This window comes from Teichococcus aestuarii (assembly GCF_042651065.1).
GTDB lineage: Bacteria > Pseudomonadota > Alphaproteobacteria > Acetobacterales > Acetobacteraceae > Pseudoroseomonas > Pseudoroseomonas aestuarii.
On record NZ_JBHSCH010000019.1, the window covers coordinates 1 to 20,749 of the forward strand.

General features: G+C 73.8%; 20 protein-coding genes and 1 pseudogene. 9 read left to right on the forward strand and 12 right to left on the reverse strand.

Translation table 11 applies throughout. The features are described 5' to 3' along the window. The 7 genes and pseudogenes from ACFOY6_RS09805 to ACFOY6_RS09835 form a co-directional block, all read left to right on the forward strand. Positions 1-527, forward strand: a pseudogene (locus ACFOY6_RS09805) (hypothetical protein); the annotation flags it as partial. Further along, positions 527-1,375 (forward strand): FAS1-like dehydratase domain-containing protein, encoded by an 849-nt coding sequence (locus tag ACFOY6_RS09810; protein ID WP_379650416.1) that lies wholly within the window; start codon positions 527-529, stop codon positions 1,373-1,375. The pseudogene ACFOY6_RS09805 and the gene ACFOY6_RS09810, both read left to right, overlap by 1 nt. 106 nt (positions 1,376-1,481) lie before the next feature. After that, positions 1,482-2,432 carry a DMT family transporter gene (locus ACFOY6_RS09815; protein ID WP_245906250.1) on the forward strand — a complete coding sequence of 317 codons (951 nt, stop codon included), beginning with the start codon at positions 1,482-1,484 and terminating at the stop codon, positions 2,430-2,432. Beyond that, entirely contained in the window at positions 2,432-3,337 is a 906-nt protein-coding gene (locus ACFOY6_RS09820) for a DMT family transporter (RefSeq protein ID WP_379650419.1), read from the forward strand. Before ACFOY6_RS09815 ends, ACFOY6_RS09820 begins: the two co-directional genes overlap by 1 nt. Further along, complete coding sequence (locus tag ACFOY6_RS09825) at positions 3,334-4,224, forward strand: MBL fold metallo-hydrolase (protein WP_379650421.1); 891 nt, start codon at positions 3,334-3,336, stop codon at positions 4,222-4,224. Before ACFOY6_RS09820 ends, ACFOY6_RS09825 begins: the two co-directional genes overlap by 4 nt. A gap of 96 nt (positions 4,225-4,320) precedes the next feature. Continuing rightward, on the forward strand, positions 4,321-4,944 hold the full coding sequence (locus tag ACFOY6_RS09830; protein ID WP_379650423.1) for a hypothetical protein: 624 nt from the start codon (positions 4,321-4,323) through the stop codon (positions 4,942-4,944). Then, positions 4,941-5,636, forward strand: a complete 696-nt coding sequence (locus ACFOY6_RS09835) for a hypothetical protein (protein ID WP_379650425.1) — start codon at positions 4,941-4,943, stop codon at positions 5,634-5,636. The genes ACFOY6_RS09830 and ACFOY6_RS09835 overlap by 4 nt, the downstream gene beginning before the upstream one ends. 14 nt (positions 5,637-5,650) lie before the next feature. On the opposite strand, the gene ACFOY6_RS09840 is transcribed toward ACFOY6_RS09835, so the two are convergent. The 3 genes from ACFOY6_RS09840 to ACFOY6_RS09850 form a co-directional block, all read right to left on the reverse strand. Beyond that, complete coding sequence (locus tag ACFOY6_RS09840) at positions 5,651-5,809, reverse strand: hypothetical protein (RefSeq protein ID WP_379635656.1); 159 nt, start codon at positions 5,807-5,809, stop codon at positions 5,651-5,653. A 204-nt stretch (positions 5,810-6,013) separates the two neighbouring features. Further along, positions 6,014-6,829: a hypothetical protein gene (locus ACFOY6_RS09845; protein ID WP_379650427.1), complete on the reverse strand. Its 816-nt coding sequence runs from the start codon at positions 6,827-6,829 to the stop codon at positions 6,014-6,016. Positions 6,830-7,014: 185 nt separating this feature from the next. Further along, positions 7,015-9,342, reverse strand: a complete 2,328-nt coding sequence (locus tag ACFOY6_RS09850) for a xanthine dehydrogenase family protein molybdopterin-binding subunit (protein ID WP_379650429.1) — start codon at positions 9,340-9,342, stop codon at positions 7,015-7,017. Between the two features lie 145 nt (positions 9,343-9,487). On the opposite strand from ACFOY6_RS09850, the gene ACFOY6_RS09855 reads away from it, so the two are divergent. Continuing rightward, entirely contained in the window at positions 9,488-10,378 is an 891-nt protein-coding gene (locus ACFOY6_RS09855; protein WP_379650431.1) for an SMP-30/gluconolactonase/LRE family protein, read from the forward strand. A 21-nt stretch (positions 10,379-10,399) separates the two neighbouring features. Here ACFOY6_RS09855 and ACFOY6_RS09860 read toward each other — a convergent pair whose 3' ends face one another. The 5 genes from ACFOY6_RS09860 to ACFOY6_RS09880 form a co-directional block, all read right to left on the reverse strand. Beyond that, positions 10,400-11,653 (reverse strand): cation:proton antiporter, encoded by a 1,254-nt coding sequence (locus ACFOY6_RS09860; protein ID WP_379635648.1) that lies wholly within the window; start codon positions 11,651-11,653, stop codon positions 10,400-10,402. A 372-nt stretch (positions 11,654-12,025) separates the two neighbouring features. Continuing rightward, a complete protein-coding gene (locus tag ACFOY6_RS09865) occupies positions 12,026-12,871 on the reverse strand; it encodes a universal stress protein (protein ID WP_379635646.1) in 846 nt (281 codons plus the stop codon). Positions 12,872-12,912: 41 nt separating this feature from the next. After that, a complete protein-coding gene (locus tag ACFOY6_RS09870; protein ID WP_109516716.1) occupies positions 12,913-13,551 on the reverse strand; it encodes an LbetaH domain-containing protein in 639 nt (212 codons plus the stop codon). Positions 13,552-13,623: 72 nt separating this feature from the next. Further along, positions 13,624-14,763 carry an N-methyl-L-tryptophan oxidase gene (solA, locus tag ACFOY6_RS09875; protein ID WP_379650434.1) on the reverse strand — a complete coding sequence of 380 codons (1,140 nt, stop codon included), beginning with the start codon at positions 14,761-14,763 and terminating at the stop codon, positions 13,624-13,626. 105 nt (positions 14,764-14,868) lie between these two features. After that, complete coding sequence (locus ACFOY6_RS09880) at positions 14,869-15,192, reverse strand: ArsR/SmtB family transcription factor (protein ID WP_109516495.1); 324 nt, start codon at positions 15,190-15,192, stop codon at positions 14,869-14,871. A gap of 82 nt (positions 15,193-15,274) precedes the next feature. Here ACFOY6_RS09880 and ACFOY6_RS09885 point away from each other — a divergent pair, with 82 nt between their 5' ends. Beyond that, positions 15,275-16,255: a quinone oxidoreductase family protein gene (locus ACFOY6_RS09885; protein WP_379635638.1), complete on the forward strand. Its 981-nt coding sequence runs from the start codon at positions 15,275-15,277 to the stop codon at positions 16,253-16,255. 50 nt (positions 16,256-16,305) lie between these two features. Here the strand turns inward: ACFOY6_RS09885 and ACFOY6_RS09890 are convergent, their stop codons facing one another. The 4 genes from ACFOY6_RS09890 to ACFOY6_RS09905 all read right to left on the reverse strand — a co-directional run bounded on the left by ACFOY6_RS09890 (position 16,306) and on the right by ACFOY6_RS09905 (position 20,687). After that, positions 16,306-17,535, reverse strand: a complete 1,230-nt coding sequence (locus ACFOY6_RS09890) for an MFS transporter (RefSeq protein ID WP_379650436.1) — start codon at positions 17,533-17,535, stop codon at positions 16,306-16,308. Between the two features lie 106 nt (positions 17,536-17,641). Continuing rightward, positions 17,642-18,886 carry an MFS transporter gene (locus ACFOY6_RS09895; RefSeq protein ID WP_379650439.1) on the reverse strand — a complete coding sequence of 415 codons (1,245 nt, stop codon included), beginning with the start codon at positions 18,884-18,886 and terminating at the stop codon, positions 17,642-17,644. Then, on the reverse strand, positions 18,883-20,151 hold the full coding sequence (gene rlmN, locus ACFOY6_RS09900; RefSeq protein ID WP_379650441.1) for a 23S rRNA (adenine(2503)-C(2))-methyltransferase RlmN: 1,269 nt from the start codon (positions 20,149-20,151) through the stop codon (positions 18,883-18,885). Before rlmN ends, ACFOY6_RS09895 begins: the two co-directional genes overlap by 4 nt. Before the next feature lie 8 nt (positions 20,152-20,159). After that, positions 20,160-20,687: an invasion associated locus B family protein gene (locus ACFOY6_RS09905; RefSeq protein WP_379635630.1), complete on the reverse strand. Its 528-nt coding sequence runs from the start codon at positions 20,685-20,687 to the stop codon at positions 20,160-20,162. Between the last annotated feature and the right edge of the window lie 62 nt (positions 20,688-20,749).

Consider the following 20,749-nt stretch of genomic DNA (forward strand, 5'->3'; position numbering starts at 1 on the left):
CGCCGCTGCTGGCCGCGGGGCTGGCCTTCGCCCTTGCCCTCTTCGCCCTGCGCGGCGACCAGTCGCCCTGGATCCAGTTCCGCTTCGCCGCCGGCCCGCCGGGCGAGCTCACCGGATGGCTGGAGCGCGAGGCGGGCGGCGCCCGCGTGCTGGTGCTCTCGCCGGACATCGCGCCGGCCTACCCGGCCATCAACTACGCGCAGGCCCGTTCCATCCTGCCCTTCATGAGCCTGTGGCTGCTGCAATCCACCTACCAGCGATGCCCCGAGGGCGGCGCCCGCTACCGCGCGCCCCGGGAGATGAGCGACGCCGAGGCCACCGTCTTCCGCACCGTGGCGGAGCGCATGGCGCAGGCGCCGCCGGCGGCGGTGCTGGTCTCGAACTACACCGGCATTCCGGCCTGCGGCGGCGCGCCGTTCGATTTCATCGCCTATTTCCGCCGCCACCCGCTGTTCGAAAGCGCCTGGGCGCAGTACCGGAGAAGGGGTGAGATCGACGGCCACCAGCTGTTCGTCCGGGAGGAATGATGCCGTACCAGGAATTCGTCGGCCGCGCCGAGACGCGCGAGGACCGTATCGACCCCCGCCTCGTGGAAGGGCTGGCCGCCACCCTCTCCCGCCCCGTGCCGCAGGCCGAGCTGCCGCCGCTCTGGCACTGGATGCTGTTCCAGGACTGGAAGCCGGCCGACGGGCTGGGGCCGGACGGCCACCCGAAGCGCGGCGGCTTCCTCCCCCCGGTGCACCATCTGGAGCGCCGCATGTGGGCGGGCGGGCGCGTCACCTTCCAGGGCGGGCTGCGCAGCGGCGACGATGTGCGCCGCACCAGCACCATCCAGTCGATCGAGAGCAAGGCGGGGGGCAGCGGCGAGCTGGTCTTCGTCACGGTGAAGCACGTGCTGGAGGGGCCGCGCGGCCCGGTGCTGGAGGAGGAGCAGGACATCGTCTACCGCGGCGCCGGCGGCGCGGCGGTGAAGGCCGCGCCCCCCGCGCCGCACTGGGAGGACGCCACCAGCACCGTGGTGATGCCGGACGCGGTGCTGCTGTTCCGCTACTCGGCGCTGACCGGCAACGGCCACCGCATCCACTACGACCACCCCTATGTGACGCAGGTGGAGGGCTATCCCGGCCTCGTCGTGCACGGGCCGCTGCAGGCCACCTGGCTGGCGCAGCACGCGCTCGACATGTCCCGCCCCGGCGCCCGGCTGGCCGCCTTCCGCTACCGCGGCCAGCGCCCGGCGATCGGCGGCAGCCCGCTCACCCTGCTCGGCCGCCCGAAGGAGGGCCAAGGTGAAGGGCAGTCGGAGGGGCGCATCCTGCTGGAGACGCGCGACCCGCAGGGCGCCACCTGCCAGGTGGCCGAGGCCACCCTTGTCTGACCGACAACCCCGCGCCGGGGCACCCATGCCCCGGCCCGCCTCCGCCTCGGTTTCCGCCGCCGCTTCCGTCTCTGCTTCCGCCACGGCTTCTGGTTCGGGGGCGCCCGTGCCCCGCGCCACCACCCCCATCGCCGCGGCGCCGCCGCTGCCTGCCGCGCCGCCGGCGCGCCCCGTGCTCGACGACGCGGTGCGCGGCATCGGCTTCATCGCGCTCGGCTACGCCATCATCGCCTGCGCCGACGCGGCGGTGAAATGGGCGCTGCCCCAGGTGGGGCCGGCTGCCGCCATGATCTGGCGCGGCGTGTTCGGCGCCATCGCCATCGCGCTGCTGGCGCGCGGCGCCTCGCTGCGGCCGGTCAATGGCCGGCTGATCGCCGGGCGCAGCCTGCTGCACTGCGCCGTCACCCTCGTCTATTACATCGCCTGGGTGCGGGCGATGCCGCTGGCCGACAGCTACGCCGTCACCGCCGCCGCGCCGCTGCTGATGACGCTGCTGGCCATCCCGCTGCTGGGCGAGGCGGTGGGCTGGCGGCGCTGGACCAGCACGGGGGTGGGCTTCGCGGGCGTGCTGGTCATGCTGCAGCCGGACGGCGCGCTGTGGCGGTGGGAGGCGGCGATGCTGCTCGGCGGCGTCGGCTTCCTGGCGCTGACGCGGATCTGGACCCGCCTGCTGACGCGCACCGACAGCCCCGCCACCATCGCCTTCTGGCTGCTGCTGGCGCACATCCCGGTGGGGCTGCTGCTGCTGCCCTTCTTCCCGCCGCCCCGCCTGCTGCCGGACGCGCCCACCGTGCTGGCGCTGGTCTTCCTCGGCCTGGCCAACGGGGCGGCGCATTTCCTCTTCGCGCGCGCCTTCGCCATCGCCCCCGTCTCGGTGCTGGCGCCCTTCGAGTACACCACCCTGGTCTGGGGGCTGGTGCTGGGGCTGCTCATCTGGGGCGAGTTCCCGGCCGCCGCCACGCTGGCGGGGGCGGGCATCGTCATCGCCGCCGGGCTGTACAACCTGCACCGCGAGCGGGTGCGCGCGCGCGAGGCCCGCATGGGGGCGGCCCGCTGATGCCGCTGCGCCACGATGTGCGCCGCGGCGCGCTGATGATGCTGGGCGCCACCGCGCTGTTCACCGTCATGGGCGCGCTGGTGAAGGCGCTGGGGGACCGCATCCCCTTCCCGGAGCTGATGTTCTTCCGCAACGCCCTGGCCCTGCCGGTGGTGCTGCTGATCGGGCTCAGGCGGCATGTCACGCTGCGCACGCGGCGCTTTCCCGGCCATGTGGCCCGCGCGCTGACCGGCACGGCGGCGATGAGCTGCTCCTTCTTCTCCCTCACCGTGCTGCCGCTGGCCGAGCAGACGGCGCTGACCTACTCCACGCCGCTCTTCGTCACCATCCTCTCCATCCCCTTCCTCGGCGAGCGGCCGGGCATCCACCGCTGGGGCGCGGTGATCGCGGGCTTCGTCGGCATCCTGATCATCGCCATCGGGCAGGGGGCCTTCGGCGCGGCGCATGTGGTGCCGCCGGGCATGCCGGAATGGATCATCTGGGCCGGCTTCGCCGCCGCCGCCGTGCACGGGCTGTTCTCCGGCCTCACCACCATGCTGGTGCGCCAGCTCTCCGGCACCGAGAGCAGCGCCACCATCGTGCTGTGGCAGTCGCTGCTGATGACCGGCTTCAGCCTGCTGGCGCTGCCCTTCGTCTGGGTCACGCCCACACTGGCCGACCTGCCGCTGCTGCTCGGCATCGGGCTGCTGGGCGGCCTCGCGCAGGTGCTGCTCACCGAGGCCTATGCCAGCGCCCAGGTCTCCTCGCTCGGCCCCTATTCCTACACCGCGCTGGTCTGGGCGATGCTGCTGGGCTGGGTGGTGTGGGGCTACGTGCCCGGCCCCGCCATGCTGGCCGGCTCGGCGCTGATCGTCGCCGCCGGGCTCTACATCCTGCACCGTGAGATGAAGCGGAGGCACGCATGAGCATTCCCTTCCTGAAGGACGACCCGCTGCCCACCGGCGCGGTGGAGGAGCTGGGCCGCTTCGGCGGCACCCGGCTGCGCCGCATCCGCTGCGGCAATCCGGGGCCGTTCACCTTCCTCGGCACCAACACCTACCTGATCGGCGAGGGGCGGGTGGCGGTGCTCGACCCCGGGCCGGAGGACGCGGCGCACCACGCCGCCCTCCGCGCCGCCCTGGCGGGGGAGACGGTCAGCCACATCCTGGTCAGCCACACCCACCGCGACCACTCGCCCGGCGCCGCCGCGCTGCGGGCGGCGAGCGGCGCGCCGACGCTGGGCTTCGGCCCGCACCAGACGCCCCCCGAGGCCGGCGGCGAGGGGGCGGACCACGCCTTCACCCCCGACATCGCCCTGGCCGATGGCGGCACGGTGGCGGGCGAGGGCTGGCGCCTCGCCGCGCTGCACACGCCGGGGCACTGCGCCAACCACCTCTGCTTCGCGCTGGAGGGGGCGGGCGTGCTGTTCTCGGCCGACCATGTGATGAGCTGGTCCACCAGCGTGGTCAGCCCGCCGGATGGCGACATGGCGGCCTACATGGCGGGCCTGGCGCGGCTGGCGGCGCGGCCGGAGGCGCTGTTCCTGCCCGGCCATGGCGCGCCGCTGCCGGAGCCCGCGCGCTTCACCCGCGCCCTGCTGGCGCACCGCCAGGCGCGCGAGGATTCGCTGCGCGCGGCGCTGGCCGGGGGGCCGGGCGCGGTGGCGGTGCTGGTGCCGCGCCTCTACGGCGCGCTGGACCCGCGGCTGGTGCCGGCCGCCGGGCGCAGCCTGCTCGCGCATCTGCGCAAGCTGGAGGCGGAGGGGCTGGCGCGGCCGGAGCCGGGGAGCGGCGCCTGGGCGGCGGCGGGCTGAGTGGCCCGGGCCGGCGAGGCCGGGGTGGGGCCTTGCAACCACGCCGGCACCGCCTCATTCCTCGGAAGTGCGATTCGCTCTGGAGGGACTCCGTTCATGTCGCGCCTTGCCTTGCTGATGGCCATGCTGACACTCGCGGCGGCGGCGATGCCGGCGCGGGCCCAGGGCCCAGGGCCATACCAGGGGCCACACCAGGGGCCATATCGGGGGCCGGACCCCTCCTTCACCGTGCTGAACAACACGCCGGTGCCGGTGGAGCGGGTCTTCGCCAGCGCCGCCGCCGCGCGCGACTGGGGGCATGACCGGCTGGCCGGCGCCCCCCTGCCGCCCGGCGCCGCCCGCCCCATCCGGCTCGACCCGCGCGCCGGCTGCGTGATCGACCTGCGCGCGGTGCAGGCCGATGGCGCGGTGCGCGACCTGCGCGGCATCGACACATGCGCCACGCCGCGCGTGGTGCTGGGCCCGCCCCTGCCGCATGTGCTGCTGCTGGAGAATCGCGGGCGGCAGGTGGTGACCCTGGCCTATGTCTCCCCCGCCGGGCAGCGGGACTGGGGCATGGACCGGCTGGAGGGGCGGCCGCTGCTGCCCGGCGCCAGCCTGAGCCTGCCGCTGCCGCCCGGCGAATGCCTCTTCGACATCCGCGCCGTGACCGGGCGCGGCGCGCCGGTCGACCATCGCGGCGTCGATCTCTGCATCCAGCCGCGGCTGGTGCTGCGGTGAGGCGGCACCGGCTCCTGCCGCTCGCCCTGCTGGCGCTGCTGGCGCTGCTGGCGCCCGTCCTGCCTGCTTCCGTCCTGCCCGCTTCCGCCCTGGCCCAGACCGGCGCGCCGGACGAGAGGAGGGAGGAGCTGGACGGCTCCTTCAACCTGACCAACCGCAGCGGCCGGCTGATCGAGCGGCTCTACGCCTCGCCCATCCGCACCCGGCAATGGGGCGAGAACCGGCTGGGCGCCGAGGGGCTGGCGGCGGGCGGGGAACTCGCCATCCGCATGCCGCCCACCGGCGGCTGCCGCACCGATCTGCGCCTGGTCTTCGAGGGCGGGCTGACGGAGGAGCGGCGCGATATCGACACCTGCCGCGACCGCGACGTGGTGATCGGCACCCCGGCGCGCACCGGGGGGCTGCGCGCCGGCGCCGATGGCCCCGCCGCCGTGGCGCAGGGCAATCCGAGCTTCGCCCTGGTGAACGATGGCAGCCGCGCCATCCGCGAGCTCTACGCCTCGCCCACCAGCAGCAATGACTGGGGCGAGGACCGGCTCGGCCGCGACACGGTGCCACCGGGCGGCCGCATGACGATCCGGCTGCCGGAGGGCGCCTGCTCCTACGACCTGCGCGTGGTGTGGGCGAATGGCCGCGCCGAGGAGCGCCGTGGCCTCAACCTGTGCGAGACGGATGAGCTGAGCTTCCGCTGAGCGCGGGCCGGCCCTCAGGCCAGCAGGTTGAAGAGGGGCTGCGGCGTGTCGCCTTCCCCGGCCTGGAAGCCCAGGAGGGCCTGCGAGAATTCGAGCGGCGGCGTGTACGCTTCCGTACCCCCGAGGGCCGTGGCGCCGAGCCGGAGCTGCCCCTGCTGCTGGAGCCCGCGCAACAGGGCCGCGCTGTCATCGGCGCCGTCTGCGGGAGACGAGATGGCGGAGGCGTCGATATTGACCAGAGGGGAAGGCCCGGCCGGCCGGGACGCCGCTCGGGGGCGCCGGGCGCCAGGCGGCCGCCCGGTTCCCGCGGGCGGGTCCGTGCCGCGCCGCCGCACCCTGCCCGGCGGGCCAACCCAAGGCTGGCGATGCACCGGTGGTCAGTAGGACAGGCTGAGGAGCGCGCCCGGGTTCTGCCAGGCTAGGCCATAGCCGTTCACGGCCTGCCGGCTCTGCACCGTGATCAGCTTGGCGCCCTCCGCCACCATGTCGGATTCGGCCAGCTTGCCGGAGCCGGAGGCGCCCTGCGCGCCGCCGCTGGCGACCGGCATCAGGGACGGCATGGCCCGGCTTGTGGACGGGGGCGCTGTCTCGGCCCTTTCCAGCGTCACCTGCGGCGGGCCGAATTCGCCCGCGCCGGACGCCAGACGCTCGCTCCGCACCGAGTAGGTGTAGAGGATGCCCTGGCTGCTGTCCTCGACCTTCACGATGCGGGTGGAAACCTCATAGGTCGTGGCGGTGGCTTCCCCCAGAACCTCATAATCCTGGCCGCCCACGGTCATGATGGTGGAGGGCCGGGGGCTCCACATCTGCTGCCGCGTGCGGCTCTCCTGCGCCGAGACGATGCTGAGCTCGGGCTTCTCCGCGAAGCGGGTGTCGCCGGCGGCCAGCTTCTCCGAGATGTAGGCGGCCGTGGGGGAGTCGAGGCGGATCGGCGCGGGGGCGCCGTTCGCGCCGGCGTTCTGCGGGGCCTTCTGCGGCACCGGCAGGTTCTGCAGCACCGCGGCCGGAGAAGCGGTGCCACTGCCGGGCGAGGCGGCCGCGGGCTGGGGCTGGGGCTTGGCCGGGGACGGGGCTGGTGCCGGGTCCGGCCGCAGCGCCAGGAGTTTGGCGGCGCTGTACTGGCTCGCGATCTGGCTCAGCCTGCTGGTGGCGCCGGAGGAGGCCACGGCGCCCGCGGGGACGGTCAAGCTCATCTGTGGTGTCGATCCTGCTGCCTGCTGCCGCGCCGGGCGGCGCAGGGGGAGGGAAACCCGCCGGTTTCCTACCGGGCCGGAGCAGGATCGGTATCAAGAAGCTCTTAAAAAATTCCCAATAAAGAGATTTGTCTCATTGAGTGAAGTGCCGGGGAGGCGGGCTCCCCGGCACCGGGCCGACGCCCTCAGGCCGCCTGCGCCGTGGCGATGGCCTTCCACACCACCTCCGGCGTCGCCGGCATGTCGAGATGGGTGATGCCCTGGTCGGAGAGGGCGTGCACCAGCGCGTTCATGATGGCGGGGGGCGAGCCCACCGCGCCGGCCTCGCCCGCGCCCTTCACGCCGAGCGGGTTGGTGGTGCAGGGGATCTCCACCAGCTCCACCTCGATGTCCGGCAGGTCGCTGGCGCGCGGCAGGGCGTAGTCGTTCAGGCTGGCGGAGAGCAGCTGGCCGCTCTCCGGGTCGTAGGCGGTGCGCTCCATCACCGCCTGGCCGATGCCCTGCGCCACGCCGCCATGCACCTGCCCGCGCACGATCAGCGGGTTCAGCGCATGGCCGACATCGTCCACCACGATGTAGCGGGCGGTCTCCACATGGCCCGTCTCCGGGTCCACCTCGACTTCGGCGATGTGGCAGCCATTGGGGAAGGTGTGCGCCGGGATGGCGGCCACCTCGGCGGCGTTCAGCAGCGTCGCCGCCTCGCCGCGCGCGGCGCGCTCGCGCTGCTTCGCCGCGAGTTCGAGGATGCCGATGCCGCGGTCCGTGCCGGCGATGGCGAAGCGGCCGGTGCTGAACTCGATGTCGGCCGGCGAGGCTTCCAGCACCTCGCTCGCCGCCTGCTTGCCCTTCTCGATGACGGTGGTGGCGGTGGCCAGCAGCGCTGTGCCCTCGGAATAGAGCGAGCGCGCGCCGCCGGTGCCGCCGCCGGTCGGGATCTCGTCGGAATCGCCCTGGATGACGCGGATCTTCTCGACCGGGATGCCCAGCTCATGCCCGGTGATCATGGCATAGGCCGTCTCGTGCCCCTGGCCGGTGGACTGGGTGCCGACCAGCACCTCCACCATGCCATCCTCGGCGAAGCGCATCTCGGCGCGCTCCGAGGCGTCGCCGCCCGTGGCCTCCAGGTAGTAGGCCATGCCGATGCCGCGCTTCTTCCCGCGCCTGGCGGATTCCGCGCGCCGCGCCGCGAAGCCGTCCCAGTCCGCCTTGGCCAGCGCCGTGTCGAGCACCTGGGCGAACTCGCCGGAATCGTAGGTCTGGCCGACCGGGGTTTTGTGCGGCATGGCGCTGGCGGGCACCATGTTGCGCCGGCGCAGCTCGATGCGGTCGATCCCCGTCTCGCGCGCCGCGGCGTCGATCAGGCGCTCGACCAGGTAGTTGCTCTCCGGCCGCCCGGCGCCGCGGTAGGCATCGACCGGCACGGTGTTCGTCATGATGCCGAGCACGTTGGCCCAGATCGCCTGGAAGCCATAGACCGAGGCCAGCACCTTGGTGCCCGCCCCGCAGGGGATGAAGGGCGCGAAGGTGGAGAGATAGCCGCCCATGTCGGCGTAGTTCCTGGTCCGCAGGGCGAGGAACCTGCCATCCTTGTCCAGCGCCAGCTCGCCCTCGGTGAGGTTGGCGCGGCCTTGCGTGTCGGACTGGAAGGCCTCCATCCGCTCGGAGGCCCACTTCACCGGGCGCTCCAGCTTGCGCGCCGCCCAGCAGCACAGCGCATACTCGGCGTACATGTAGAGCTTCATGCCGAAGCCGCCGCCGACATCGGGGGTGATGACGCGGAACTTCTCCGGCGGCAGGTTGAACACCGTGTTGGCCAGCAGGTTCTTCACCAGCCAGGAGCCCTGGGTGCCGGCGTGCAGGGTGAACTTGCCGGTGGCGGCGTCATACTCGGCGAGCGCCGCGCGGCCCTCCATGCTGTTCACCACGATGCGGTTGTTCACCACGGTGAGCTTCGTCACATGCGCGGCCTGGGCGAAGAGGGCGTCGGTCGCCTCCCGGTCGCCCGCCGCCCAGTCGAAGCAGACATTGCCCGGCGCGCTGTCCCAGACCTGCGGCTGGCCGGCCTCGGTGGCGCGGGCGAGATCGGTGCAGGCGGGCAGCACCTCGTACTCCACCATCACCGCCTCGGCGGCGTCGCGCGCCTGCTGGACGGTCTCGGCGACGATGAAGGCCACCGGGTCGCCCACATGGCGCACCACGTCGATGGCCAGGCCATAGCGCGGCGTCTCGGCGCGCGGGCTGCCGTCGCGGTTCTTCAGCGGGATGAGGCAGGGGATCTCGCCGAGGCCCTCGGCCTTCCAGTCGGCGCCGGTCAGCACCGCGTGCACGCCGGGCAGGGCGCGCGCGGCCTCGGTGTCGATGGAGAGGATGCGGGCATGGGCGTGCGGGCTGCGCAGCACATGGGCGTGCAGCTGGCCGGGCGCCGCGATGTCGTCCGTGTAGCGCCCGCGCCCCTGCAGCAGGCGGGGGTCCTCGATGCGCCGCACCGGCTGGCTGAGGCCGAATTTCGCCATTGGTTCCGCTCCCCGGATTGTCCCTGCCGCTATCATTGGTCAGGAATCCGGGGAGGGGAAGAGGGACGGCCATGACACCTTGCCGCGCGGGCGCGGGGGCATGACACCTTGCCGCGCAAGCGCGGCGGGGGCAGCTTGCGGCCCCATGTGGTTCCCCTCTCCCCGCACCCTGACGCCGCGGCTCCTCGGCCGCCTGCCCGACCGCCACCGCCAGCCGCGCCGCACCCCCTGGGGCGACGCGAATCGTGGCGGCGCCCTGCTCGACAGCTTCCTCGAAGGCCCCTGCTTCGACGCCGCCGGCAACCTGCTGGTGGTGGACATCCCCTTCGGCCGCGTCTTCCGCGTCGGACCGCGCGAATGGGAGGTGGTGGCGGAATACGAGGGCTGGCCGAACGGCCTCGCCGCCGGCCCGGCCGGCAGCCTCTACCTCGCCGACCACCGGCACGGGCTGCTGAGCCTGGACGCGGCGACGGGCAGCATTGCGCCGCTGCTGGAGAATGTGGCGGGGGAGGGCTTCCGCGGCCTGAACGACGTGGTGGCCGGCCCCGGGGACAGCATCCTCCTCACCGACCAGGGCCAGACCGGGCTGCAGGACCCCACGGGCCGCGTCTGGCGCCTCTGGCCCGACGGCCGGGTGGACTGCCTGATCCGCAACGCGCCGAGCCCCAACGGCCTCGTGCTCGACCGCGCCGGCGCGCATTGCTTCGTGGCGATGACCCGCTCCTGCGAGGTGTGGCGCTTCGCGCTGCGGGCGGACGGGGTGGTGGGCAAGGCGCAGTGCTTCCTGCGCCTGCCCGGCGGGCTGATGGGCCCGGATGGCCTGGCGATGGATGCGCGGGAGCGCCTCTGCGTCGCCAATCCCGGCCATGGGCTGGTCTGGGTGGTGGATGGCTTCGGCGTGCCGGTGTTCGTGGTGGACTGCACGGGCTTCGGCCGGCTGCCCACCAATCTCTGCCTGGCGCCGGACGGCACCACCCTGCTGATCACCGAGAGCCAGAGCGGCAGCGTGCTGGCCGCTGAGCTGCCGCCCGGCTGAGGGCACGGGCGGCGGGGCGCCTCAGCCCCGCGGCACGGTCCGCTCCACCAGCCGGCGCAGGCTGAGCCCCTGCACGATGAGGGTGAACACCACCACCACATAGGTGGCGGAGAGGATGGTGGCCTTCTCCGGTGCCTCCGGGATGGAGAGGGCCAGCGCGACGGAAATGCCGCCGCGCAGCCCGCCCCAGGTCAGAACCGGGATGGTGCCGGCCACGAAGCCGTTCCAGCGCGACAGCGCCAGCACCGGCAGCGAGACGGCGACGAAGCGCGCCAGAAGCACCAGCAGGATGGCCGAGGCCGGCAGCCAGCCCAGCAGCGTCTCCGAGCGCAGCACCAGCACCTCCAGCCCGATCAGCAGGAACAGGACGGCGTTCAGGATCTCGTCCACCAGCGTCCAGAAGCCGAACAGGTAGCGCTGGGTCAGGTCGCTCATGGCGTCGCGCTGGCCGCGATTGCCGATGAGGAGGCCGGCCACCACCATGGCGATCGGCCCGCTGGTGCCGAGCCGGGCGGCGAGCGCGTAGGTGCCGGTGACCAGGCCGAGCGAGATCAGCACCTCGACGGGATAGTTGTCGATCACCCGCATGGCCCGGTAGGCGATGTAGCCCGCGGCGAGGCCGAGCAGGGCGCCGCCGATGGCCTCCACCAGGAACAGCTCGGCCACGCCGCTGAAGCCCGCCACGCCATGCCCCGAGCCCACCGCCACCGTCAGCGCGATGGTGAAGACGACGACGCCGATGCCGTCGTTGAACAGCGACTCCCCCGTCATGTCCAGCTCCAGGGAGCGCGGAACCTGCACGGCCTTGAGCGTGCTCAGCACAGCCACCGGGTCGGTCGGGCTGATCAGCGCGCCGAAGACGAAGGCCCAGGGCAGCGGCAGGCCGATGCCGGCGAGCGAGGCCAGGCCCCAGAAGCCGAGGCCGACGATGGCGGTGGAGAGCAGCACCCCCACCGTCGCCATGACGCCCACCGCCCAGGCCCGCTCGCGCAGCGCCGAGAGGTCCACATGCAGCGCGCCGGCGAAGAGCAGGAAGGCCAGCATGCCGTCGAGCACGGTGGTCTGGAAATCCACCTGCCGCACGATGCCGGCGACATCCTCGTAGAGCGGCGTCTCGGGGAAGAGCAGGTCGCCCGCCAGCAGCACGAGCGAGGCGACGAGGCCCATCACCAGCAGCCCCACCGTGTCCGGCAGGCGGAGCAGGCGGTGGTTGGTCCAGGCGAAGACGGCGGTGAGGACGAGCAGCAGCGAGATCAGTTCGAAGGGAGACAGCATGAGGGCCCTCGGCGTGGCTCCGGCCATGCGGGCCGGGTGTGGCGGCGGCCCCGCCCGCCCCCTCGCGGCCCGGCCGGTGCAAGCCCGGCCGGGGGTGCTCAGGCCGGGGATGCTCAGGCCGGAGGCGCCCCGGCGGCCATTCCCTGGGTCGCCCTGCCGGATGGTGGCCTTCTGCGGCCTGGGGTCTCGCGCGGCTGCGTCGCCGCCCTCCGGTGCGTCCGCCTGAGGCGCGGCGGGGCCGGCCGCCACGATGCGATGGGGTTGAGAACCGGCCCGCGACGCGAAGGTTGGTGCGCCGGCCGCGCTCCCGCGGTCACAAAGACGTCGCTGGCCGGGGCGCCCGCCAAGGCGCCGGCCAAAGCGCCGGCCGCCTCAGTGGTGCACGAAGATCGGGCAGGGCGCCTCGCGCAGCAGCTTGCGCGTGGCCGAGCCGAGCAGCAGGGCGCGCAGCCCGGTGGTCTCGTAGGCGCCCATCACCAGCAGGCGGGGGCGGCCATCGGCGGCCTCGGCCAGCAGCAGGTCGGCCGGGCGTTGGCCGGAGACGCCGACGGCGCCTGCCTCCACGCCGTGCGCGCGCAGGTATGCGGCGCCGTCCTCGGCCATCTGGCGGGCGGCCTCGCGCTCCTCGGCGGCGGCGAAGACCTTGGCGCGCACCTCGCCCTCCGGCTTCAGCAGGGCGTAGAGCTGCAGCGTGCGCATGGCGGGCAGGGAGGCGTCATAGGCCACCAGCACGGTGCCGGCCGGGTCGTAATCGGTCATCTCGGCTGGCGGGGGCACCACCAGCAGGGGGCGGGCGCCCTGGTGCAGCAGCGCCTCGATGACGGGGGCGAGGCCGTCCGGCGTCTCCTCCATGCCGAGCGTGCTGTCGCGGCCGATGACGATGACGTCGTGCCGCGCGCCCGCCTTCAGCAGGGCGGGGGCGGGGGCGTCCTCCAGCCGCAGCGTCTCGAAGGGCAGGTCGCCGGCGGCGGCGGCGAAGCGGGCCAGCGCCGCCTCGGCCTCCGCCTCGATGCGCCGCGCCAGGCTGGCGTTGCGCCGCTCCAGGAAGGCGGCGGCGCCCATCGGCACCGCCTGCTGCGCGCCGCTGGTGTGCGGCCGGTCCAGCACCAGCGCGGCGGTGAGGCGGGCGCCGCCGCGCCGGGCCAGGGAGATCGCCAGCTCGCCGGCGGCGGTGGCACCGGGCGTGTCGTCCAGCGCCACCAGGATGCTGCGGATCATCGGGCGGGTTCCCCCTTCTCTGCCGTGAGTCGGGCGGCAGACTACACCGTGTCGTGGCGCCGGCAGAATTCCTCGGCGGGGAGGGCGCGGATCTCGGGCAGCGCCGCGCGCAGCCGCTCCTCCGGCCAGTCCCACCAGGCGATGCGGGCGAGGGCCGCGCGGATCTCGGCGGGGAAGCGGTGGCGCAGCACGCGGCCGGGGTTGCCCACCACCACCGCGAAGTCCGGCACGTCCTTCGTCACCACCGTGCCGGCGCCGATGGCCGCGCCCATGCCCACCGTGACGCCGGGCAGGATGATGGCGCCGTGCCCCACCCACACATCCGGCCCCAGCGTGACGGGCTTCGCGCGCCGCCAGTCGAAGAAGCCGGCCTCGTCCTCGCCCAGGCCATAGGCGCTGCTGCGATAGGTGAAGTGGTTCAGCGCCACCCGGTCCAGCGGGTGGTTGCCGGGGTTGATGCGCACCTGCGCGGCGATCGAGCAGAACTTGCCGATCGTCGTGTAGATGATGTCCGAATCGTTCACGACATAGGCGTAGTCGCCCATGCTGCTCTCGGCCATGCGGGTGCGGGCGCCGACCTCGTTCCAGCGGCCGAAGGTGCAGTCCCGCACGCGGGCGGTGGGGTCGATGAAGGGGGCTTCGCCCAGCGCCTTGCGGGCGCTGTCAGGATCCTGGTGCATGGCGCCGGCCTGCCACGCCATCCGCGACAGGCGGATGACGCCGCCATGACGGGCGGATGACGCCGCGCCGCCTCAGGCCGCGAGGCGGCCGTAGGAGAAGAGCGAGAGGTCGTGCCGGCTCGTCCCCGTGGTGGCCAGCTCGGCCAGCGCCTCGCCGATGACGCTGGCGAATTTGTAGCCATGCCCGGAGCAGGGCGAGGCCACCACCACCTCCGGGTGCCCCGGCAGGGTGTCGAGCACGAAATGCTCGTCCGGCGTGTTGGTGAAGAGGCAGGCGGCGAGGCGCAGGGTGGGGCCGTCCGCCGCGGGGAAGAAGGCGCGGACGGCCTCGCGCAGCACCGCCTCGTCCCGCGCCGTGGGCTCGCGCGAGAGGGCATCGGCGTGCCCCTGCTCGCGCAGGTGGTGGTAGAGGCCGATCTTGAAGCCCGGGATGCCCCAGGCCGGGAACTGGTAGAAATGCCCGAGCGCCGTTTCCATGTTGGAGACGGGGAAGGCGGCGGGGGTGAACAGCGCCGGCTGGCGCGGCTGGAACCAGCCCAGCACCTGCCGCTCCGGCACCGCCTGGCCGCGCAGGCCGGGGATGAGGTCCTCCATCCAGGCGCCGGCCGAGACGATGACGCGCCCCGCCTCGTGGCGCCCGTGTTCCGTGACGACGGTGACACGCCCCGGCGCCGGCTCGATGGCCAGCACCTTCTCCCGCGCATGGATCTCGGCCCCCGCCGCCACGGCCAGCGTGGCATGCGCCAGGATGGCGCGCTCCGAGGCGATGAAGCCGCCATCGGGCTGGTGGATGGCGGCATGGCCCTCCGGCAGCCGGTAGCCGGGGAAGCGGCGGTTCACCTCGGCGGCGGTGAGCGCCGCGTGCGGCAGCCCGTGCGCGCGGCAGGCGGCGAGCGAGCCCTGCACGATGCGCCCATCCTCCGGCCCCGCATCCAGGCTGCCGGTGACGAAGAGGAGCTGCTCGCCCGCCAGCGCCTCCGTCTCCCGCCACAGCTCGTAGGCGCGGCGGAGCAGCGGCACGTAGTCCGGGTGCTCGAAATAGGCCAGGCGGATGATGCGGTTGAGCCCGTGCGAGGAGCCCATGGCGTGGCCGAGGTCGAAGCGCTCCAGCCCGAGCACGCGCTGGCCGCGCCGGGCGAGCTGCCACAGCGCCGCCGAGCCCATGCCGCCGAGGCCGATGACGATGGTGTCGTAGGGGGTGCCTTGGGGCATGGTGCCGTCCTCCGGGCCGGGCGCGGGATGCGCGGCATGATGCCCGGCGCCCCGGGAACCGCAAGGCCGAGGGAGGGGGAGCGGGCAAGGGAGCGGGGGCCGCGCTCAGCCCGGCGGGCGGCGCGCCTCGGCCAGCAGCAGCTCGACCAGGGCGGGGAAGCGCTGCCGTAGCTCCTCCAGCCGAAGCCGGTTGGTGCGGCCATTGCCGAGATCGACCTGGCGGATCAGCCCCGCCTCGCGCAGCACGCGGAAATGGTGGGTGCGCGTGGCCTTGGCCACCGGCAGCGCGAAGCCGCCGCAGGGGATGACGGCCCCCGGCTCGGCCGCCAGGGTGAGCACCACCTGGCGGCGCAGCGGATCGGCCAGCGCGGCGAAGATCGCGCCCAGCTCCATCGCCTCTGGCGCCGGGTGGGCAAGCTCCTCCGGCATGGCGCTCCTTTCGCGAAAGGTACGATTTACATCATACCTCAAGCGGTGTGTGATGGCGGCATCCTTCCTGGAGCCGCCCCCCATGTCCACATGCCGCGTTGCCCGCATCGCCGAGTTCGGCCCGCCCGAGGTCCTGCGCGTGGCGGCGGAGGCGCTGCCGCCGCCCGCCCCGGGCGAGGCGCAGCTCCGCCAGACGGCGATCGGCTTCAACTTCATCGACATCTACCAGCGCCGCGGCGTCTATCCGCTGCCCCTGCCGACCGGCCTCGGCTTCGAGGCGGCGGGGGTGGTCGAGGCTGTGGGCGAGGGCGTCTCCGACGTGAAGCCCGGCGACCGGGTGGCCTACATGAATGCCGGCCCCGGCGCCTATGCCGACCGGCGCAACGTGGCCGCTGACAAGCTGGTGCCGTTGCCGGACACCGTGCCGGACGAGGCGGCGGCGACGCTGCTCTTCAAGGGGCTGACGGCGCAGTACCTGCTGCGCCGCACCCATGCCGTGCAGCCCGGCGACCTGCTGCTGGTGCATTCGGCGGCGGGCGGCGTGGGGCAGATCCTGACGCGCTGGGCGGTGGCGCTGGGCGCCACGGTCATCGGCACCACCGGCTCGCCCGGCAAGCGCGGGGCGGCGCTGGCCGCCGGCTGCGCCGCGGTGATCGACCTCAACGACCCCGAATGGCCGGCGGCCTTCCTGGCGGCGACGGGCGGGCGCAAGGCACGGGTGGTGTACGACGCGGTGGGCCAGGACACGCTGCTGAAGTCGCTCGACTGCGCCGCGCCCTTCGGGCTGGTGGTGTGCTACGGCGCCGCCTCCGGCAAGGCGCCCGCCATCGACCCCGAGCTGCTGAACAAGAAGGGCTGCCTGTTCCTGACGCGCCCCTCGGTCTTCCCGCACAATGCCGACCCCGCCACCTTCCGCGCCAATGCCGCCGACCTGTTCGACGCCATTGCGCGCGGGCATGTGACGGTGACGATCGGCGGCCGCTTCCGGCTCGACGACATCGCCGCGGCACACCGCGCGGCGGAGGAGCGCCGCGTGGAGGGGGCCATCCTGATCACGCCCTAGCCCGGGGCAGACCGGCGGCGGTCAGGCTCCGGGACGCCGCGTGGCGGCCCTCAGTCCCGCCGTCGCGTGGCGCCGAGGAACAGCACGGTGCCGAGCAGCACCATGGCGCCGAGGAAGCCGATGGCCATGCCCACCCCGCCCGCCGCCGCCACCGGCCCGGTGGCCGCCTGCAGCACGGCGGCGCCGGCGAAGAAGGAGAGGTTGACCGCCGAGAGCGCCTTGCCCGCCTCCTCCGGCGGCACGGCGGCGCGCGTCATGGCGAAGATCAGCGGCTGGATGGCGATGGCCAGGCCGAAGGCGAAGAGCAGCGCCGCATCGGCGGAGACGGGCAGCACCGGCACCCCGGCGAGGCGGGAGAGCCAGCCCCCCGGCCCGCCGCCGGCCACCAGCAGCAGCGCCAGCCCGGCCACGGCGTGCCCGGCCGCCAGCAGGGCGCGGCGGCGGCCCAGGCGCCGGTCCAGCACCCCGGCCGCGACGGGCCCCGCGATCAGCGCCAGGGTCAGCAGCAGCAGCACATGGCCAGCCTCGATGCGGGTGAGGCCCTTCACCTCCATCAGCCACGGCCCGCCCCACAGCCCGCGCACGCCGATGACCACGGCGAAGGAGGCGAAGGCCAGCAGCACCATGCCACGCAGCTTCGCGCCCGCGCCGAGGCGCAGCACCCGCTTTGCGTCGGCCAGCAGGCCGGGGTGGGGGCCGGGGTTGGGCTGCGGCGCCGGCACGGCGCGCGCCACCAGCGCCGCCACGCCGATGGCCAGCGCGCCCGAGACCCAGAAGCCGGCGCGCCAGCCCTGCTGCTCCACCAGCCAGGCCAGCGGGCTGGCCGAGAGCAGCATGCCGACATTGCCCACCCCCTGGATCAGCCCCGACCACAGGCCGAACTTGGCGGGCGTCAGCAGCTTGGCGGCCAGCGTCATCGGGCAGAGCAGCATGCCGGAGCAGCCGAGGCCGAGCACCACCTGCGCCAGCAGGAAGCCGCCCGGCCCCCCGGCCAGCGCCGCCAGCACCGTGCCCGCCGCCACCAGCGCCAGCAGCGCCAGCGAGACGGGGCGCACGCCGAAGCGGTCCAGCGCCACGCCGAGCGGGATCTGCCCGGCGGCGAAGGCGAAGTGGTAGGCGCCGGTGAGGCTGGCCAGCCCCTCGGCCGAGACGCCGAGGTCGAGCGCCAGCACGTCGGCCGAGATGGCGGGCAGGGTGCGCACCAGGTTCGAGATCATGTGCCCGAAGCCCAGCACCAGCAGCGGCGCCACGAAGGCGGCCGATCCCTCACGGGTGTTCATGCGTCTGTCCGTCCCATCCCTGGGGGAAGGGTTTGGCGCAGCCGGCGGCCTTCGTAAACTCGAAGAAAAAAGAAGGGGGTCCGGGGGAATTCCTTCCCCCGGCCTTCTAGTTCCTGGCGCTGCCCCCCAGCGCCGCGCGGCACCACAGCGTCAGCCCCACCATGGCGATGGCGGCCAGCAGGAAGGCGCCGGTGTAGCCGCTGCGCGCCAGCAGCGCGCCGAAGCAGACCGAGCCCACGCCCTGCCCCAGGAACAGCGCCATGGCGAAGGCGGAGACGGCGGTGGCGCGGGCTTCCGGCAGGGCTTCGGTGCTGCGCGCCTGGAGCACGCCGTGGAAGCTGAAGAAGAACAGCCCGAGCAGCGCCTGCATGGCCGCCACCAGCGGCCAGGACGGGGCCAGCGCCAGCACCGCCAGCGCCGCGGACAGCAGCAGCCCGCCGCCCAGCATCAGCCGCGTCTCGCCGAAGCGGCCGAGCAGCCGCCGCGCCGCGCGGGTGTAGGCCAGGGCGCCGAGGCCGAATCCCGCCACCACCAGCCCGGCCTGCCAGGGTTCCAGGTGGAAATCCTGGATCAGGTAGGAGCCGATGAAGGGGAAGGCGCCGCCGAACAGCAGCAGCCCGTCGAGGAAGGCGGCCAGCAGCAGCAGGCGCGCGGCGCGGCGGCTGAGCAGCTCGGCATAGCTGGCGAAGCCGAGGCGGCCGGAGCCGGCCGGCTGGCCGCGCCACAGCCGCCCCCCCAGCGTGGCGGCGATGGCCGCCGCCGTCAGCAGCGACACCGAGGCGGTGACGAGGAACACCGCCCGCCAGCCGAAGGCCTGGCCGATGCTGCCCGAGATGGGGCCGGTGAGGAGCTGGGCCATGACCATGCCGGTGAGGAAGCGGCTGATGGTGGCCTGCCGCTCCTGGTAGGGCACGTTGTCGCCGATCCAGGCCAAAGCGAGGGGGATGATGGCGCCGCCGGCCGCGCCGGTGGCGGCGCGCAGCGCCAGCATCTGGCCGAGCGACCCGGCCAGCGCGCAGGCCGCCATGGCCACGCCATAGGCGATGAGGCCGAGGGTCAGCACGCGCAGCTTGCCGAAGCGGTCGCCGAGCGGGCCGAGCACCACCTGGCAGAGGCCGTAGGGCAGGGCGAAGGCGGTGATCAGCACCGCCACCTCGGCCACGGTGCTGTGCAGGTCGCGCGCCACGAGCGGCAGCAGCGGGTCCAGCAGCCGCATGCCGCAGCCGGTGGCGAAGGCCGCCGCCGCCAGCAGCGGCAGGATGGCCAGCGGTGGCTTCGCCGCCCCTGGCTTGCTCACTTCTGGCGTGCTCACCCCTGGCGTGCTGCCGCCGGGGGCCTCGGCCGTGCTCACGCGGCGTCGGCCGCGCGGGGGCGCGGGGCGGCGAGCTCCGCCCCCTCGTTGCGGCGCGCCGGGCGGGCGCGCTCGCTCTCGGTCTTGAGCTGGCCGCAGGCGGCCAGGATGTCCCGCCCGCGCGGGGTGCGGATGGGGGCCGAGTAGCCGGCCTCCATGACGATCCGCCCGAAGCGGTGGATGGCGTTGTTCGACGAGGTCTCGTAGGGGCTGCCGGGCCAGGGGTTGAACGGGATCAGGTTCACCTTGGCCGGGATGCCCTTGAGCAGCCGCACCAGCTCCCGCGCATCGGCCTCCGAATCGTTCACGCCCTTCAGCATGACGTATTCGAAGGTGATGCGCCGGGCGTTGGAGGCGCCGGGGTAGCGGCGGCAGGCCGCCATCAGCTCCTCGATCGGGTATTTCCGGTTCAGCGGCACGATCTCGTCGCGGATGTCGTTGCGCACCGCGTGCAGCGAGACGGCGAGGCCGACGCCGAGCTCCGCGCCGCAGCGGTCCATCATCGGCACCACGCCGGAGGTGGAGAGGGTGATGCGACGGCGGGAGAGGGCGATGCCCTCGCCATCCATGATGATGCGCATCGCCTTGGCGACGTTCTCGTAGTTATAGAGCGGCTCGCCCATGCCCATGATGACGATGGTGGAGAGCAGGCGCGGCGTGCCGTCGGTCGGGCTCGGCCACTCGCCGTAGCTGTCGCGCGCCGCCATGAACTGGCCGACGATCTCGGCCGCGCCCAGGTTGCGCACCAGCTTCTGCGTGCCGGTGTGGCAGAAGCGGCAGGAGAGGGTGCAGCCCACCTGGGTCGAGACGCAGACCGCGCCGCGGTCCTCCTGCTGGTCCGGGATGTAGACGGTCTCGACCTTCTGCCCGTCGCGGAAGGCGAAGAGGAACTTGCGGGTGCCGTCCTCGCTGGTCTGCTCGGTGTCCACGCCGGGGCGGCCGATGACGAAGCGCTCGGCGAGCTTGCCCTGCATCGCCTTGGCGATGGAGGGCATCTTCCCGAAATCGGTCACGCCCTGGTGGTAGATCCAGTGCCAGAGCTGCTTGGCGCGGAAGGGCTTCTCGCCCATGGCCACCATCTCGGCCACCAGCTCCTCGCGCGAGAGGCCGACGAGGTCGCGCCGGCCGTCCGGCAGCGTGGCGGCGGGCGGCGCGAACAGCGCGGCCTTGGCCAGGATGCGGCCGCGCTCGGCCTCGCTCAGGTCGGCCCCGGTCAGGTCGGCTGCGGTCGGCTCGGGGGTGGCAAGGCTGGCGGTCTGGGTCATGGTGCTTTCTACCGGCGGCCGGCCGGACATTCCTTGCTGATGGCCTCGTAGGCCGCGGTGAAGCCGGAGAGGGAGAAGGTGTCGCTGGTGGTGCCGCGGCCCTGCGCGCCGGGGCCCTTGGCCACGGCCTGGGCGCCGGCGCGGAAGGCGGCCACGGCCTTGGCGCCCTCGCGCGCGAAGGCGTTGTCCTGCGCCGTGTAGAAATCCAGCTCGGTGCTGCCCACCGTCACCGTCACCTCGGCGTTGCGGGGGTAGCTGTGGCCGGCGCGCAGCGCCACCTGGTCGCGCCCCTGCGGCCGGTGCGTCACCGTCAGGATGGCGGCCTGGCGGTTCTCGGCGCGGGCGAAGGCGTAGCAGACCTTCTGCTTGCCTTCCTGGTGCGTCGCCGCCGTCCAGTCCTGGAAGGTGCCGAGCGCCTGCGGGCGCTGGGCCTGCTGGGCTTGGGCGGGAGAGGCGGCGCCGAGCCACAGGGCCGCGGCAGCCAGCGGGGCGGCGCCGGCGGCGCCAGACAGCAGGAGGGAGAGGAGGCGGTTCATGTGCCCCAGATAAGGTCTCCGGCCCGGATGCCGCAACCGCGCAAAGCCCGCATCCGGTGCGC